Raw genomic sequence first — 16,948 nt, forward strand, 5'->3', positions numbered from 1 at the left:
AATTTGGATTCACCCCAAATCCAATTCGCGCGCAACGAGTGAACGAAATATCATCCCTGCAGATGAAACCTACAGCGCAGTTTATCTAGGTCTTGTTTCTCTTCACCAACATCGACATACCTCGGTTCCCTTCGTTGAGACTTTGTCGATTGCAACGATCCTGCTGACGTCAAATTGCACATTCGTCGAATGCACGCTTCCCAACGGCGGTATCGGCGCCGTAACACAACCTATATACCCAGCGTGCCTCCTTATGTTTTTCTTTGCCTGAATCCGATCCAACGTAGCGAACCGCAATGAAATCAACGCTGATGACTCCCGATCGAATCGTTGCCGCGGTTCGCCAGCAACAGCAGCGGTTTCAGCGATTATCCGACGCGACGCTCCGCGACCACACCGACGAATTGCGACGCCTGCGCAAATCGCAACATCGACACAACCGATCCATCTCCAGCGGCTGGCAGCGTTGGAAACGCCCCGACGCCGCCGAACCGATGATCGAAGCCCATGGTCTGATGGCCGAGGCGTTGCGCCGCACGACCGGCAAACTCTATTACGACGTCCAATTGCAAGCCGGTTGGATTTTGGCAGCCGGATCGATCGCGGAGATGCAAACCGGCGAAGGCAAAACGATCACCACGGGTCTGCCCGCCTTCTGGCAAGCGCTGGCCGGACGCGGCTGCCATGTCAGCACCGTCAACGACTACCTGGCGCGCCGCGACTTCGAGACGCTGCAACCAACCTTCGAATTGTTAGGCGTCGGCGTCGGCCGGATCGATTCGGAAATGAGTCTCGCCGAAAAACGCCAGGCCTACCGTTGCGAAGTCACCTACGGCCCCGGTTTTGAATTTGGATTCGATTTCCTTCGCGATCAGATCGCCCTTCGATCGGCCCCTCGGCCGCGTCTAGGGATGCGACATCTGGCCCATCTGCGCGGCCAATCGATCGACAAACCCCATTCGCTGATCGGACGCCCCTTGGCTTGTGCGGTGATCGACGAAGCGGACAGCGTGTTGATCGACGAGGCGAACACGCCGTTGATCTTGAGTGGACAAGAGCACGCGATGCGCCAAGCATCCTCCGATCCGGAGGCCTACCGCGTCGCCGACATCCTGGCCCAAGAACTGCAGCCCGAAGAAGACTTCAGCCTCGATCCGGTCGATCGAAAAATAAGCTTCACGCCAACCGGCTGGTTTCGCATCCATGAACACTTTGCGAAAGCCAATCCGCTGCGTCTGGCTCGTGCCTGGTCCTGTTACGTCGAAAACGCACTGCGTGCACGACAGATCTTCCGCCGCGACGTCGACTACGTCGTCCGCGATGGGGAGATCCAAATCGTCGATCAAAATACAGGCCGCATCCATCCCGAACGCAGCTGGAGAAATGGACTGCACCAAGCGGTTCAAACCAAAGAGCGCGTCGCGGTCGTCCCCGAACAACAAACGCAGGCCCGGATCACCCGGCAACGCTTCATCGGCCAATACGATTCGATCTGCGGTTTGACGGGAACTGCCCAAGCGGCGGCCCGCGAACTCAAGGATTTCTATCGTTTGAGTGTCGTCAGCGTCCCGACGCATCGACCCTGCCACCGGTTCGGGCTGCCCAGTCGCCATTTTTCCAACCTCCAAACCAAACATGCGTCGATCGTCGCGGAGATCCGCGCCCGGCATGCCAATGGAGGCCCGATGCTGGTCGGCACGCGAACGATCGCCGAAAGTCGAACGCTATCGGCCGCGCTGCACAACTGTGGCATTCCCCATCGCACGCTCAACGGCATCCAGGATGAAGCCGAAGCCGATCTGATCGCCATCGCCGGCCAACCGGGCGCGATCACGATCGCCACGAACATGGCCGGCCGCGGCACCGACATCGCCCTGACCGATGCATCGCGCGCCCGCGGCGGTCTGCATGTAATCGCCACCGAACACCATCCCTGCGCCCGGGTCGATCGCCAGTTGATCGGCCGCGCCGCGCGACAAGGCGATCCCGGTTCGTACCAGTTCTTCGTCTCCGCCGAAGACGAGATCTTTCAACACGCCCCGCAATTGGCTGAGTCGATCTCGGCACGATGCAGCGGGGCCCCCGAAGCGCAGCACGATTTCTCCACCGAAATCGCTCGGCTGCAAAACGACCTGGAAAATCAAGCTTACCAACGCCGCACGCAACTGACCCGCGCCGACCAATGGCTCGATCGCGTCCTCGAAACCGTCGCCAAAGAGGCTGTCTAATGATGTCGACCCCACAACTATTTGTGCGCTCGCGATTCATGATCGCACCGCCAACGCTCCTCTTCATCGTTTTTGCATCCGCCGCAGCGGCAGCGCCGCGAAACGATCATCCGTCGGCCAGCTACGACGCATTCACCGAACCCTTCCAAACGATCGACGTCGCCGCGGCCGAGCCTGGACGCGTGGCAAAGGTCTTCGTCGAACCGGGGGCTCAGGTCGCAGCCGATGCGTTGTTGATGGCGTTGGACAGCCAAGTGCTTCACGCCACGCGAGCCGTCGCCGTCAAACAATCCGAAGCGACCAGCGAGATCGATTCGCTGCGTATCGAACACCAACGACTCGCCCACCGCTACCAACGATTGCTGGAACTGCGGTCGCAAGGGGCGGGCAGTCCCGACGAGGTGCTGCAAGCCGAAACCGAAGTCAAGATAGCCCAGCTTCGCGTGCAGACAGCTCTCGAACGGCAACGGATCGCCGAACTGGAGATCGCCGAGATCGACGCGCGGATCGCGATGAAAGAGATTCGCAGTCCGATCGCTGGGATCGTTACCGAAGTCGTTCAAGATGTCGGCGAATTTGTCGCCGGTTCCGAACCGACGACCGTCCGCGTTGTCGATCTGAGCGCTCTCCGCGCCGTCTTCTACCTGCCAACGCAGGTTGCCATGCGGCTGCAAGTTGGACAAACGCTGGCCTTGCAGTTCCCCGAATCCGCCGCCGACGTGGCCGCAACGATTCGCCACATCGATCCGGTCACCAACGCCGAGAGTGGCCGCGTTGGTGTCGAGGTGATCATTGACAATCCTAACAACCAGTACCGCAGCGGCCTTCGCTGTCGCCTACACCCGTAACCCGGCCACCGCACTTTCCCGCGGAACATCGCAATCGCCCAACGCCCAATGATCTTGACACATCCATCATGACAAGCCCACCGATCCCAACCCATATCGCGACCGGCACCAACACCCAGTGGTCCCCCGCTTCGGTTGTGGTTCCCCGTTCCAACGCCCCGTTGCCCCAATCGACACCGCAGCCCGAGCAATCGGCCGCGACGCCTGCGAGCGTCGACCGACGATTTGGCCAACTGCAGCAGACGCTCACTCAGATCGCCCGCGACGCCGGTTCGATCCAACAATTTGCCGATGCCTCGCTGACAGCGATCTGTCGATCCGGAATCGCGATCGGCGGCATGTGGCACCCGCGTTCCAACACCGACCCGGCGACCGACGACAGCGAACCGCTGGCGGCCCAAATTCCTGGCGGCCTCTTGGGACAGCCCGCAACGCAACAATGGCTGCACGCTTGCCGAACGTCGCTGGCAACCGACGAGGAACCGCAAACAATTACCTCGCCCCAAGTTCAGGGCCTGCACGCGACCTGCATCCAGCTCGCGGTCGGATCGCAGCATTACGCGATCACCTTGGTCGCGATCGGCAGCGATGCTGGCGACCTGCAACGGACGATCCAGTTGTTGCCGGTGATGGCGACCGCGTGGCACTTCGGCCGCGAAGCGATCGCCTGCCAGCACGACCTTCGCGTCACCGCCGCCTTGGTGGAACTGGTCGCAAACGTCCAGAAGTGTCCCACGTTGGCCGAGGCGTGCCAGTCGATCGTCGACCAATGGAAAGCTCATCTCGGCTGCAAGTTCATCGCGTTGAGCCTGTTCCCTGCGGCGAGCCGATTGGCCGAAGGACGTTCCCAAGCGCTGCGTCTACAGGCGATCTCGGGACTTGCACACTTCGACCCCAGTTCTCCACTTGCACATGCGATCGAATCGGCCCACGACGAATGTGTGCTGCGTGAATGCGTCACCAGCTGGCCTCCGCTGGCACCGAACCGTCGCGAACTCTCAATCGCCCACCGGCAGATCGTCGAATCGGCGGGAGTCGAATTGATCGCGTCGACTCCGCTCCGCGATAACGATGGCCGAATCGTCGGCGTCCTTTCAGCAGCCGGTCCGTTTCTATCGGTCGGAAATCCGGAGACACAGAACCTCTTGACGGCGTTGTCGCTGCCGATCGGTTCGGTGTTGTCGATCAGCCGTCGCGCTCAACCCTCGCGTATTCGACGCTTCGCCCAGCGGATCGCTTCGAAATCGATCGCCACCCAGCGGAATCTGTTGCTCGCGTCGGTCGGTATCGTCCTGATCGCGTTGTGCCTCCCCTGGCCCTACCGCGTCGCATGTCGCTGCCGCTTGGAACCGGCAGCCAAACGCTTCGCCGTCGCTCCGTACGACGGATTGTTAGACGCGACCTTTGTCCGACCCGGCGATCGCGTCGCCGCCGGCGCGCCGCTTGCCCGGATGGAACAACGCGAGATCAACTGGGAATTGGCAGGCGTCGTCGCGCAACAAGAACGGATCCGCAAAACACTCGACAGCCACATGGCAAATCACGAGACGCCCAAGGCGATGATCTGCGAAGCGGAACTGGCCGAACTCGCCGCCCGTCGCCAGTTGCTCGAATACCAACGCGACAACATGGAGATCCGCGCTCCGGTCGCCGGTTTGGTGCTGGCGGGAAGTCTCGAACGACGCGAGCACGTTCCGGTCGGGATCGGCGAAAAGCTGTACGAGATCGCTGAGATCTCGCCGCTGCGGGTCGAAGTTGCGATTCCGGCGGAAGACATCTCCCACGTGGAGATCGGCATGAAGGTGCAGATTCGATTGAACTCCGAACGGCTGCAACCGATCGTTGGCAAACTGGAATCGATCCGCCCCCGTTCGGTCGTCCGCGAGAACCGCAATGTGTTTGTCGCCGAACTGACCGTCGCCAACCCCGACGGCAAGCTGCGCCCCGGGATGGAAGGGGACGCCCGCATCGAAACCGTTCGCCACACGCTGGCCTGGAATTGGTTCCACAAACCTTGGGAACGAGCCGTCGCGTGGTTGTCGCTGACGTTCACCTAAGCCAACCAAAATCCAACCGATCGACCGCGGCCAACTCGACCGCGGCGAATCGCTTTCCATCCACCACGATCCCAACCCAACCGACAGTCACCTCGCCATGCAATCGTCTTTGGAAACACCCGAATCGTACACCCCCGAAGCGCAGCACAGCTGTGTCGAATTGAGTGGTGTCGTGCTGACACTCCGCGACGACTTGCGGTTCACGTTGCAACACGACGGCGCGGCCGACACCTATCTAATTGAAGATCATGCGCGGACGAAATTCTATCGGGTTGGAATCGCCGAGTTCGCTTTCATCTCGTTGTTGGACGGACACGTGACGATCGCCGAAGCGCACGGCCTGGCCGCGTCGGCGTTGGGGGCCCAAGCGCTCAACGATCAAGAGACCGCGGGGCTGTGTCGTTGGTTAGTCGAAAATCAATTGGCCTCGACTCCCGCATCGCTGACCTCGTGCCGGATGGCCGACGCGGCCGACAAACATCGCTTCCAGAAACGTCTGGCCAGCCTCTCCCTGGTCAGCGCGAAGCTTCCCTTGGGCAACCCCGATCGCGTGATCCATGCGATTTCGCCGTTGTTGGGCTGGTGGTTTTCGCCGCTGGGATTTTTCCTCTGGACGATCGTCCTCGGTTGCGGTTTGCTGTCCCTCTTTGGCGCGGCCGATCGAATCGATCCGAGTGCCGAAACGGTCATCGATCGCAGCAATTGGATCTGGTTGGGAATCACTTGGTTTCTGTTGAAGCTGGTGCACGAACTGGCTCACGGCTTGGCCTGCAAACGCTTTGGCGGGACGGTCCGCGAATTTGGCGTCGTCCTGTTTATGTTGATCCCGCTTCCCTATGTCGACGTCACGTCGGCTTGGAAATTCCGCTCGCGATCGCGGCGGATCCTCACCTCGGCCGCTGGGGTGATGGCCGAACTGATGATCGCAGCGATCGCGGCGATCTTGTGGAGCCGATCGACTTCGCCGCTGATCGTGCAGCACGCGTTTAACGTCATGCTATCGGGCAGTTTGATCACGTTGATGTTTAATGCGAATCCGTTGATGCGATTCGACGCCTACTACATCCTGACCGATTGGCTGGGAATGCCGAACTTGGCCACGCATGCGAGCCAGATGGTGCGCCGCGCAGTGCGCAAGTTCTTCTTGGGAATCGAAGCCCCGGCGGCGCATGGCAACCTCCGCTGGCGATGGTTCATCGCCAGCTACGGAATCGCCGCGATGGCGTGGCGGATCGTGATGTGTACCGCCTTGATCCTCGGTGCGGAACAGATGCTGTGGGGGGCGGGGATCGCGCTTGCGTTGTTCGCTGCGACGTTCTGGTTCATCCTGCCCATCGCCCGGACGCTCCATTTCATCGTCTGGGGCACTCCGACCAGCCAACCCAACCGCTGGCAATTTTGCAAGGCGATCGCAATCGTATCGCTCCTGATCGGTGGCATTCTCATGGCACCTTGGTATGGCCAAACGACAGCTCCGGCAATCGTTGGCTACGACCCGCTGATCCAGGTTCGCGCTCCCACGATGGGCTTCGTCAAACGGGTCGCCGTCCGCAGCGGCCAACAGGTCCGTGCCGGTGACGTTCTTTTGGAACTCGAAAATCAACCGCTGCAGATGAGAACGGCCGAGTTGGAAGCTCAAGTGCAACGGTCGCAGATCCGCGCCCGCATCTACGCCGCCTCTCACCAAGCCGCCGCGTACGATGTCGAACAACAACAACTGACGGCAATCGAATCGCAATTGTACGATCGGCGATCGATGCTGTCGAACCTCGTCATCCGCTCGGCAAAACCTGGGATCGTGATCGGCGAGTCCCTCGAATCGCTGTTGGGAACCTACGTCGCCCCGGGGGAAACGTTAATGACATTAGGACCGCAGGGTCAGTGCCGTATCCAAGCGTTGGTACCGCAGCGCGAACTGGAACACTTCGTCGCTCGGGTTGGTCAGTCGGTCCGCGTGCAGATGTTCGGCAGCCCCGGTTTCCAAGGCCGGTTGGAACATGTCGACCCACGCGGCGACACCCGGCTTCCACATGCTGCCCTCAGCGCCGCAGCCGGTGGCGCGATCGCCACCCATGCAAATCGACAGCCCGACAGCGAACCAGAGGACGGAATCGCGGCTTTCCCATCCGACGATTCCAGCGACACCGTTTTTGAAGCGACCGAAGCCTACTTTGCCGCGATCATCCGCGTCGACGAAAGCGAACTGACTGGAAAACTCGGTGCAACCGGATGGGTCGGCTTTCGGTCCCACCGGGGAAACGTGGCCTCTGTCCTTTGGCATAGATTCCAAAATTGGATCTCGAAGCGACCGCGAGAGAGCGGATCGATCTGAATCTATCGCCTGTACGCATCCTGATGCATGACAGCATTGTTCAGCGCGATTGCCTAGGGCTAGCGAAACCAGCACACACCAACCGATGCTAGGTATCGTTGTCGCCCCTAAGCCAGTTCCTCTGGATAAGAAGATGCATCCGTACACACGACTCCTATCTGCTCTCGCAATCGCGATTGGAATCCCGGGAGAGCTATGTGCACAATCGGTCGACCCATCCTTGCAATCGACGGCACCACTCAAAAGCACGCCGCATCACCGGGGTGCCTCGAGTTCCTTGCAAACCGAGTCGTCCGATAGTCTCTCGCTCTTTGGCCGCCCGTTGGATTTCAGCGGGTTGGATCGATCCTCGACAGACGATCGCACCAACACCTATTCCACCGCTTCCAATCCTGGCCTCCCGGAACCGCAACCACCGCTTCGTGTTGCCCTTTTTGGCGCTCAAAATCCATTGCCGCCAAGTTATCCATCACTACGTGAACGGATCGTTCCGCCATCGGCGGTCAAATCCCCCGACGCTTCCGACGCGGTCCCCTGGAGCTATCCTGGCGTCTCCTCGGGACAGATGCCCGATGAACCAATGCGAATTGCGAATCGTGTCTCGCAAACCCAAGCAACGGTTCCGGTGACTCTGCCTCCAGCCCCCGCCTCGTTTCATCCGCAGAGTTCGACCGATGCGGAAAACAACGTCGAGCAAGTTCTCGTCCCCGAAGCGACACACAACGCGGCCGATTCCTCATCGATTGAACCGTCGTTTGAATCCACGGTTCCCCCCTCGCCGTCCGACCGACTACCGGAACGACCCGATTTCGATAGCGGTGCAGGAATATCATCGACATCCTCGCGACTCTTGGTCGCTGGAGAACTTCCCTGGTGGCAGAGTCTCGTCGCGCGGCCGCTGCGTCCCGAGGCAACTCCGCTGCCTGTCGATCTGGAACAATTGATCGTCAGTGCGTTAAACCACTCCTACCAAATCAAAGTCTTCTCCAAGCTTCCACAAATTCGAGAAACGGCCGTGGGCGAAGCCGACGCGGCCTTCGACTGGATCGCGTTCCTGAACAATCGCTGGGACGATGTCAGCGATCCCGTTGGCAGTTCGCTGACCGTCGGCGGCAACGGCACCCGATTCAACGATCACAATCTAAACGGATCGGCCGGTTTGCGCCGCCAGACGCGCAGCGGTGCCCAAGTCGAAATGTCCCAACGCCTCGGCTGGCAGGACAACAACTCCAACTTCTTCGTCCCCGCCCCGCAAGGGACATCGCGATTGACGATGCGGTTCACCCAGCCGTTGTTGCGTGGCCGCGGCGCGGACTACAACAACTCGCTGATCCTGCTCGCGCAAATCGACCGCCGACAGGCCGACGACGAATACCAACGCCAGCTGCAGGGACACCTGTTGGAGGTTGTGCGCAGCTATTGGGAATTGTATTTGGAGCGGGGCGTCTTGCTGCAAAAACTGAAATCGTATCAACGCGCTGCCGAGATCACGCGACGATTGGAACTCCGCGCTCAACTCGACGCATCGGAAACCCAGCTCGTCTCGGCCCAAGCGACGCTCGCCCAACGGCGCTCAGAACTGTTTCGCGCTCAAGCGGCAGTCGTCAATGCGGAGAGCAAGATCCGAGCGTTGGTTAACGCCCCCCAGCTAGACACGTCGGATACTTGTGAACTGATTCCATCCGCCCCCCCTTCGCTGGAATCGTATCACGTCGACATGCAACAACAGCGTGCGCTGGCGATTCAGTGCCGGCCCGAAGTCGCTCAAGCGATCAAGCAGATCAAATCGGCCAGCGTCCGATTGAAGATGTCAAAACACGAATTGCTCCCCGTGCTGAATCTGGTCACCGAAGCGTATGTTAGTGGCCTGCAAGGCCAGGGTGATATCCCAGCATCGTTGTCGCGGCAATTCGATACCGGCGCGCCCAGCTATGGCGTGGGACTCGAATACGAATTACCGATCGGAAATCGTACCGCAAAATACCGCAATCGACGCCGGATGTTGGAACTGAGACAATTGAACGCTCAATACCAATCGACCCTTTCGACGGTCCAATTGGAGGTGGAAGTCGCCGTTCGAGAACTGCAGACCTCGCAGCGAGAACTGGCGGCGAAGCACGAAGCCCAACAAGCGCGAACACGGCAACTGCAATCGCTCACCGAACGTTGGCACCGCAACATCAATGATTCGGTCACGGGCAGCTTCGCCCTAGAAAATTTGCTCGATGCGCAAGACCGTGTTACGCAAGCGGAGTTTGAATATCTGCAGAGCCAATTGACATTCAATCTGAGTATCGGAAACCTCAACCGAGCCACCGGCACGCTGTTGGAATCCGTTCCGGTCCATCCCACCGATGGGATTGCCCCCCAGACAATCGCCCCAGCCGCGATCCCATCGGAGTCCGATGTCGAGCCGACGAACCGATGACCGGCTCGCCGACCCGAGCCAACAGCCGAAAGGAATCGTTCGATCCGTCTCCGGCTGCTCTTGGATTTATGACATCACGGCCTCTCCAAGGATCGCGGTTTCCACGCGGTCGCCGCCCCACGGAGCCTTCCTCCTGAACTCTCTATTTCCCTTTGGCCAAGACCGATTTAATCACCCCAACGACCGCCATCACGACACCGCCACCGACGCCACCCGAGGCGACGCTGCCGAGGATCGATGCGATATCGAGCGATCCCGCGGGGCCCGCTTCAATCCCCAGCATGCCCAACAGTTGGCCGCCCAAACCGCCACCCAAGATTCCTGCTATCGAATTGCCCAACACGCCCAGGTCGAGTTTTTTTGCCAGTTTGCCGGTAAGGTTGCCCCCGGCGGCACCGGATACAAGTTGAATGATCAACGGAAGAAATTGCATAAGTTCTGATTCCCAAGATGTAGATGAACGATCAGGTTGTCGTTACACCCTTAAAAGCGGAATATCTCCTCTCAACCCGCACCCCTTACGGACGCCCCCCCCCAAGATAGCGAATGGCGATCGGACGCCCCGCTTGCCCCAATCGGCATCGATCCTCTCTAGACGGCCGCTTCTTCGGCTCTCGATCCTGGCACCAGGCCGATCGCACCGTGGGAACCCCAGCACACGGTGGCTCCCATGCCCGCCAAGAAGGCAAAGCCCTGGTCCATTGCTTCGGACAAGCGAAGCGCTGCGATCGCGAATGCGCCGCTGGGCGTTGCCACTTTTGCCAGCGGGCTCCATAATCGACAATGATTGATGCCCGATCCCCCCAAACCGATCTTTGATGCGATGTCCCAAGAGAAACTGATCCAAGAAGGCTTTACGTTCGACGACGTGCTGCTGACGCCCCAATACAGCGCCGTTGTTCCGTCGGAAGTCGATACCAGCACACACCTTACGTCCAAAATCCGGCTGCAAATTCCGCTTATCAGTTCGCCGATGGACACGGTCACCGAGAGCGAGATGGCGATCGCATTGGCCAAGGTTGGGGGGCTCGGAGTTATCCACAAGAACCTCTCGATCGAAGCTCAGACCGAAGAGGTGTTGAAGGTGAAACGGAGCGCCAACGGAATCATTTTTGATCCCGTCACGCTCCACCCCGACGAAAAGGTCAGCCGCGCACAAGAGCTGATGGATCAGAAAAACGTTTCGGGGATCCCGATCGTCTACTCCGACGGCAAGCTGGCGGGGATCTTGACCCGGCGAGATCTTCGCTTCCTAGAGTCGCCAGATCGCCTAATCAGCGAAGTCATGACTCATGAGAACTTAGTGACGGCTGTAGGGAATGTAACGCTTGAGGAAGCTGAGCGGATATTAACGGAAAAAAGAGTAGAGAAGCTTTTGCTGGTTGACGAAGAAAGGATACTGACGGGACTTATAACGATCAAAGACATCGACATGATGCAGCGTTTCCCCAGCGCCAGCAAAGACGGCCAAGGCCGATTGCGGGTCGGGGCGGCGATCGGTGTGCACGATTACGAGCGTGCCGAAAGCCTGATCAACCAAGGGGTCGACATCCTCACGGTTGATAGTGCTCATGGACATTCGAAGAACGTTATCGAGACCGTCAAAAAACTTAAGCAACAATGGCGGATCGACTTGATCGCAGGCAACGTGGCTACGGCCGACGGGGCTCGCGATTTGATTGATGCTGGCGTCGACGCGATTAAGGTGGGGATCGGACCTGGTTCGATCTGCACGACTCGCGTGATCAGTGGCGTCGGTGTCCCTCAAGTGACAGCGATCATGGAAGCTGCCCGCGTTGCAAATGAAAGAAACATTCCCATCATTGCCGATGGCGGTATTCGATTCAGCGGAGACATAACCAAGGCGATTGCAGCGGGTGCAAAAGTCGTGATGATTGGCAGCTTGTTTGCCGGTCTGACCGAAAGCCCCGGAAAGATGATCCTGTACCAAGGGCGGACGTTTAAGGCGTACCGCGGCATGGGATCGATCGGTGCAATGGCTCAGGGTTCGAGCGAGCGATATCGTCAGAGCGCGACCGAGAGTGGAAAGCTGGTCCCCGAAGGAGTCGAGGGCCGCGTTCCGTTTAAGGGACCGCTTAGCGAATACGTCTTCCAATTGGTGGGCGGTTTGCGGGCAGGGATGGGTTACATCGGCACACAGACGATTGAGGAGCTGCGGACTCGCGCACGCTTCATCAAAGTCTCGGCTGCAACCGTCCGGGAGAACCATCCGCATGATATCGCGATTACGCAGGAAGCACCGAATTACAGCCCCGAAGTTCATCACTCGGGCGATTCGAATTAGTCGATGGATGTCGTTGGCGGCAGCCATGCCGCTGGCAGCACTAGAGACGCTCCCGGCCCAGGCTCAAGTAACTTGGGACACGCCCCGAGCGGCGCAAACGCAAGCCGCTCCACGCACCACAACCGCTTCGCGGTTTGATGCCAGTTTTTCTAACGCGACATCCGACACTTCGGTTGTCGCCCGCCGGCCCAGCCATCCGCAGCCGTCATCGAACCAGCAAGCCAAGCTGAAATGGCGTTCGTCGGATCGCGTCGCACCTCGCTCATTTGCGTCGGGCAGCACGACCAACTTGTCCGCCGACAACGGTCCCGTGATGCGTGTTGCCTATCAACAGGAAGGGGCGGTACCGGACGATCTGTTCGGCGATGGCACCGGACCTGCGGCGGGAGAAAGGCCCGATCCATTTAACAACAACGCCTTCGACAGTCCGTTTAGCGCACCACCTGCGACAACGCCGCCTGCCGCTTCGCCCGCTCCCGATGCATTGCGGATGCCCGACCTGAGCACGCCGAACGAACCGGCCCCCCAACAGCATGAGTTGCCTCCGGCGATCAAGCCCACTCCAGAGCCTGAGCAACCGAGCCCCTTGTTGCCGCCGACCAATGACCAACGCGACAATCTGGATGAATCGAAGCTGGATATGCTCGACAACAACCCGTTCCAACGCGGGCCAGCCGACGCTACCGATAGCCCATCGGATCGCGAACCGGAGCCCAAGGCGGCCGAACCGGAACCCGATTTCGCACCGCGACGCGGTTTCGGCATCACTCCGCCACAACAGCGATCGAACCTCTCCTGCGAAGATTTGCGGACCGAAGTTGCCAGCCGCACGATCAGCCGAATTTCGTTGGACATTTCGCCCGCCTACCGCCCCGACGTTTTGGACGATGAAAAGTTTTCCGAACTGCGGACAGCATTTGACAAAAATCAAAAGCCTCGCGATTGGCGAAGCATCGATGGATCGCTGTTGGGACGTGGAACGCTATACGATCTCAGCTACCAAGATGTTGTGATTCGCACCGAATCGGGCGGCAAGCAAAAGGTCGACATCTCGCGACTCAGCGAAGCCGATTTGGCCTTCCTGTCGAAGGAATGGGGCCTGCCACGCGAATGCCGCATCGCCCAAGTTGCTTACCAACCGCGTAACTGGACACCTGCGACGATGACCTGGAAGGCATCCAACCTGTGTCACAACCCGTTGTACTTCGAAGAGGTTCAACTGGAACGTTACGGTCACAGTGCCGGTCCGATCAAGCAGCCGCTGATCTCGACAGCTCACTTCTTCGTCAACATCGCCGTGTTGCCGTACAAGATGGGCATCCATCCGGCAACCGAATGCCAATACGCGTTGGGCTACTACCGACCGGGCAACTGTGCTCCTTACATGTTGCCACCAATTCCGCTGAGCCTCCGCGGAACGTTGAGCCAAGCGGCGGTTGTCGCCGGCGGGTTCTGGTTGATCCCTTAGCTTCGCTCGCCGCGTAGCGGATCGATCGACGACCAAAACAGAAGGGCGATTCCACGGTATGACCGCGGGATCGCCCTTTTTTCGTTGAGATGCCCTATCTTTTAAGGTTTCCCGATGGCGATTCGACTGCCGAATCTCCAAGCCTTCACGGAAGGAACGATGCAAGCAGGCGTCTCGCCGATGCGAGCCACAAATCTTAAGCGGGTTACGATGCGTTTCAGCTCACCCGAAGATCAAAGTATCTTGGCGGCCTCAGTGAGTCGGCGGGTTGCGATTCAGCGAGCGGCGGATCGCGCGGGCTTGGATTCGGGCCGATTCAAAATCGGGACAGATGGCGATCGCGCGGTGCAGATGTTTTAAGGCTTCGCGTTGATCGCCGATCGCGCGGCGACAATCGGCCAGCCCCGACCAAGCCAAATAATGGAATCGGCAATGCCACAAACAGTTCCTAAAGGCACAATCGGCACTCGCGTATTCTTGCAGTCCCAAATAGGCGATCGCCAGTTGGTGATGGGCTTCGGCGTAACGGGGTGCTTGCTGAACCAAGACCATCGCGGGAGTCAGGGCGGCGGCAAATTCGCCTCCGTCGTTCAGATGCATCACCTGCAGAAGGTTTTGATGGTGCGATGGTGCCGCATCGCGGACCAAGATCGCTCGAAAGGCATCGTCGGCGATCAATCGGACGCCACGATCGCGGTCGCTCAATCGATGCCCCAACGCCTCGGTCGCACGGACGTCGCCGACCATGCTCAACGCCAGCGCCGATGCCCGACGCGATTCGCTGTCGCCGCGTCGCAGCAGCGTCAGGAGCGTGTCGACCGTATATGACTCGTTGACCGTGCGGAAGAAATCAAGGGAATCCGACGCATCGAGATAGCGACGGTATTGATTGACGATCCGGGAGGTGCGGGTAGCAGGTTGAGACACGTTTCTATTCTATCCTTCGTTAACGCCATTTTGATTGGCCACAGCTGGTATGCCGGATCGCCACCGTCGCGATCGCTGAATCCTACGCACCACTACCTCTCAAGGAAACGGCACACCACTCAGGTAACGCGTCATCAGATGACGGAATTCGAGTCTATTTACGGCCGTCGCGGGGGGCAAAGGTTTATTTGACAGTTTGCTTACGTTCGTTTGCCGCCGCCAATCATGGCAGGCATGCCTGTAGTAATGCAAATCAACCGCACAGCTTACCCATCCGGAACAACCATCCCACCTCCCCCCGAATCTGGCGGGGTTCTTAATGCCTCGCCCAACAATCGCTACACTGTTACGCTTCGTTCCCTTATCCCCTTCGCTTCGTTCCGCGTCCGCAGCCCAAGAGAATCCGAATGCTCAACAGTTCGCTCGCCATGGCCGGCCTGCTAGCTCAAACCGTCGATGCGGACGCCGGCGGCGGTTCATTTTGGCAGATCCTGTTCAGCGGCGGGATCGTCGGCCTGCTGATCATCCTGCTGCTGTTCTCGCTGAGCCTGATCGCCGCGTTTTTGATCTTCGACCAATTCATGGCGTTGCGGCGGGGGGAGGTGATCCCAGAAGGAGTTGTCGAACCGATCCAAAAACTGCTCGCCGAGCGACGCGTCAAAGAAGCCGACGCGATCTGCCGCCAGAAGCCAAGTCTATTGACCTTTGTGATGATGAGCGGTTTGGCGGAAGTCGATTTTGGTTGGCCGAGCGTCGAAAAGGCGATGGAGGAAGCGTTGGCCGAACAGTCGGCGCGGATGATGCGACGGATCGAATACCTTTCGGTGATCGGCAACATCGCCCCGATGGTCGGCTTGTTAGGAACCGTCACCGGAATGATCTTCGCCTTCCAACGCGTCGCGATCTCCCAAGGCGGCGCTGGCGCGGGTGACTTGGCCGAAGGGATCTATCAAGCGCTCGTGACAACCGTCGGTGGGCTGATCGTCGCCATCCCTGCGTTGGGCGCGTTTGCCGTGCTGCGAAATCGAGTCGATGGTCTTGTCGCCGAAGTCGCCTACCTGGCACAACATGCGATGAGTGGACTGAAACGACGCAGCGTGAAACGCCCTGTTCCCGGCACGCCGATTCCTCCAGTTCAATAAACTGCGATGCGAACTCCATCACGAACCGGTCGCTCCGATGGCTCAGCCAACATGACGCCGATGATCGACGTCGTCTTCCTGCTGATCATCTTCTTCCTCGTCTCGAGTCACTTGGCGCGGCAGGAGTCTCGGATTCCGTTGGATCTTCCCGTCGCCGATGCCTCCGTCGACCAACCGCCGCCAAACGATGTCTTCACGATCAACGTTCTCCCCGACGGGGCTTGGCAGGTCAGCGGCACCGAGGTCGATCGGGCGATGCTCGACCGATTGCTGCAATCCCATCACGGTGAACATGGCCCCGACGCCGCGGTTCGGATCCGCACCGATCGCAGCGTCGCGTACGGTCAAGTCGAACCGCTGCTTCGCGCCGCCAGCGGTGCCGGACTCTGGAACGCTTCGTTTGCGGTCTACCAGGAGACTCGCTGATGCGACTGCCCAGTGGACATGGCCGCGAGCCGTTGGAATTGAAGATGACGCCGATGATCGACGTCGTCTTTCTGTTGCTGGTCTTCTTTCTCTGGACCAGCAGTTTTGAAGAGCCCGAGTTTCTGATGCCCTCGGCGATCGCCGATCCACCTCTCGCCGCCGGCGCGGAAGCGACGCTGCAACCGCCACCAGCCAGCGAACCGTTTGATGAAATCATCGTCCGCATCCAGTGGACAAGTGGTGCGGCGACGCTGTTGTTCAACGATCAACCGCTACCATCCTTGGACGCCCTGCGACAGCGGTTGCAAGCGATCCTCGATGTCGGAGTCCTGCCGCCGGTGATCGTCGATCCCGATCCGGAAGTCCCGATGGGCGACGCGATCCGCGTCTACGACACCGCCCGCAGCCTAGGCTTCGACCGCGTCCTCTTCGCCGCCCGAGCCGACACCGCCCCACCATCCAGCAATTGACGCAACCCTAGCTCCCTTCAATCGTTTAACCGCGAGGGCAACGCCCCGCGCGTTTCTCACTCGCCCATCTTCGCCATCATCCCAAACGCGCGGCCCGTTGCCCACGCGGTTAAACGAAGCGGGGGAGAAAGGAATAGCCGCGTTGGCGGTTGGACCTAACGTGTCAAAACCGTTGGCGAAGATAAAAACTCAGACGGCACCTAGCACTGATCGATCCCTCGTCGCGCTGCGGCGAGCGGCGGCAAAGACGAGCCCCTACGGCTCCCAATTTGCTGTGAAATCGGCAATAATCAGCTGCGGTGTCGGAGACGAGTTCG

12 protein-coding genes are annotated in these 16,948 nt (G+C 59.5%); 10 read left to right on the forward strand and 2 right to left on the reverse strand.

Features of this window, described 5'->3' with window-relative positions; translation table 11 throughout:
• The first annotated feature begins 296 nt into the window (after nt 1-296).
• From EC9_RS17780 to EC9_RS17800, 5 genes are all read left to right on the forward strand, one after another.
• Complete coding sequence (locus EC9_RS17780) at nt 297-2,228, forward strand: preprotein translocase subunit SecA (RefSeq protein WP_145347294.1); 1,932 nt, start codon at nt 297-299, stop codon at nt 2,226-2,228.
• Complete coding sequence (locus EC9_RS17785; RefSeq protein ID WP_218934231.1) at nt 2,228-3,076, forward strand: efflux RND transporter periplasmic adaptor subunit; 849 nt, start codon at nt 2,228-2,230, stop codon at nt 3,074-3,076. The genes EC9_RS17780 and EC9_RS17785 overlap by 1 nt, the downstream gene beginning before the upstream one ends.
• Nucleotides 3,077-3,144: 68 nt before the next feature.
• On the forward strand, nt 3,145-5,133 hold the full coding sequence (locus EC9_RS17790) for an efflux RND transporter periplasmic adaptor subunit (RefSeq protein WP_145347298.1): 1,989 nt from the start codon (nt 3,145-3,147) through the stop codon (nt 5,131-5,133).
• A 97-nt stretch (nt 5,134-5,230) separates the two neighbouring features.
• A complete protein-coding gene (locus tag EC9_RS17795) occupies nt 5,231-7,465 on the forward strand; it encodes an efflux RND transporter periplasmic adaptor subunit (protein ID WP_145347300.1) in 2,235 nt (744 codons plus the stop codon).
• A gap of 337 nt (nt 7,466-7,802) precedes the next feature.
• Complete coding sequence (locus EC9_RS17800) at nt 7,803-9,893, forward strand: TolC family protein (RefSeq protein WP_218934232.1); 2,091 nt, start codon at nt 7,803-7,805, stop codon at nt 9,891-9,893.
• Nucleotides 9,894-10,035: 142 nt separating this feature from the next.
• Here EC9_RS17800 and EC9_RS17805 read toward each other — a convergent pair whose 3' ends face one another.
• A complete protein-coding gene (locus EC9_RS17805) occupies nt 10,036-10,326 on the reverse strand; it encodes a hypothetical protein (protein WP_145347304.1) in 291 nt (96 codons plus the stop codon).
• A gap of 357 nt (nt 10,327-10,683) precedes the next feature.
• Here EC9_RS17805 and guaB point away from each other — a divergent pair, with 357 nt between their 5' ends.
• Both guaB and EC9_RS17815 read left to right on the forward strand, forming a co-directional pair.
• Entirely contained in the window at nt 10,684-12,198 is a 1,515-nt protein-coding gene (guaB, locus tag EC9_RS17810) for an IMP dehydrogenase (protein ID WP_449314239.1), read from the forward strand.
• Nucleotides 12,199-12,205: 7 nt separating this feature from the next.
• The gene (locus EC9_RS17815) at nt 12,206-13,666 is read left to right on the forward strand and encodes a hypothetical protein (RefSeq protein WP_145347306.1); all 1,461 of its coding nucleotides are present in this window, start codon (nt 12,206-12,208) and stop codon (nt 13,664-13,666) included.
• Between the two features lie 252 nt (nt 13,667-13,918).
• On the opposite strand, the gene EC9_RS17820 is transcribed toward EC9_RS17815, so the two are convergent.
• The gene (locus EC9_RS17820) at nt 13,919-14,593 is read right to left on the reverse strand and encodes a HEAT repeat domain-containing protein (RefSeq protein WP_145288482.1); all 675 of its coding nucleotides are present in this window, start codon (nt 14,591-14,593) and stop codon (nt 13,919-13,921) included.
• A gap of 407 nt (nt 14,594-15,000) precedes the next feature.
• Between EC9_RS17820 and EC9_RS17825 the strand changes: the two genes are divergently transcribed.
• The 3 genes from EC9_RS17825 to EC9_RS17835 are packed head-to-tail and all read left to right on the forward strand — an operon-like array spanning nt 15,001 to nt 16,631.
• Nucleotides 15,001-15,735, forward strand: a complete 735-nt coding sequence (locus EC9_RS17825; protein WP_145347308.1) for a MotA/TolQ/ExbB proton channel family protein — start codon at nt 15,001-15,003, stop codon at nt 15,733-15,735.
• A gap of 6 nt (nt 15,736-15,741) precedes the next feature.
• Complete coding sequence (locus EC9_RS17830; protein WP_145347310.1) at nt 15,742-16,161, forward strand: ExbD/TolR family protein; 420 nt, start codon at nt 15,742-15,744, stop codon at nt 16,159-16,161.
• Nucleotides 16,161-16,631: an ExbD/TolR family protein gene (locus EC9_RS17835; protein ID WP_145347312.1), complete on the forward strand. Its 471-nt coding sequence runs from the start codon at nt 16,161-16,163 to the stop codon at nt 16,629-16,631. Before EC9_RS17830 ends, EC9_RS17835 begins: the two co-directional genes overlap by 1 nt.
• Nucleotides 16,632-16,948: the final 317 nt, after the last annotated feature.

It is taken from the genome of Rosistilla ulvae, assembly GCF_007741475.1.
Classification (GTDB): domain Bacteria; phylum Planctomycetota; class Planctomycetia; order Pirellulales; family Pirellulaceae; genus Rosistilla; species Rosistilla ulvae.

What these genes read in the sequence shown, in the direction of transcription:
- EC9_RS17835 (WP_145347312.1), top strand. Translation starts at nt 16,161, where the DNA reads ATGCGACTGCCCAGTGGACATGGCCGCGAGCCGTTGGAATTGAAGATG.
- EC9_RS17785 (WP_218934231.1), top strand. Translation starts at nt 2,228, where the DNA reads ATGATGTCGACCCCACAACTATTTGTGCGCTCGCGATTCATGATCGCA.
- EC9_RS17780 (WP_145347294.1), top strand. Translation starts at nt 297, where the DNA reads ATGAAATCAACGCTGATGACTCCCGATCGAATCGTTGCCGCGGTTCGC.
- EC9_RS17790 (WP_145347298.1), top strand. Translation starts at nt 3,145, where the DNA reads ATGACAAGCCCACCGATCCCAACCCATATCGCGACCGGCACCAACACC.
- guaB (WP_449314239.1), top strand. Translation starts at nt 10,684, where the DNA reads ATGCCCGATCCCCCCAAACCGATCTTTGATGCGATGTCCCAAGAGAAA.
- EC9_RS17815 (WP_145347306.1), top strand. Translation starts at nt 12,206, where the DNA reads ATGTCGTTGGCGGCAGCCATGCCGCTGGCAGCACTAGAGACGCTCCCG.
- EC9_RS17795 (WP_145347300.1), top strand. Translation starts at nt 5,231, where the DNA reads ATGCAATCGTCTTTGGAAACACCCGAATCGTACACCCCCGAAGCGCAG.
- EC9_RS17805 (WP_145347304.1), bottom strand. Translation starts at nt 10,326, where the DNA reads ATGCAATTTCTTCCGTTGATCATTCAACTTGTATCCGGTGCCGCCGGG.
- EC9_RS17830 (WP_145347310.1), top strand. Translation starts at nt 15,742, where the DNA reads ATGCGAACTCCATCACGAACCGGTCGCTCCGATGGCTCAGCCAACATG.
- EC9_RS17825 (WP_145347308.1), top strand. Translation starts at nt 15,001, where the DNA reads ATGCTCAACAGTTCGCTCGCCATGGCCGGCCTGCTAGCTCAAACCGTC.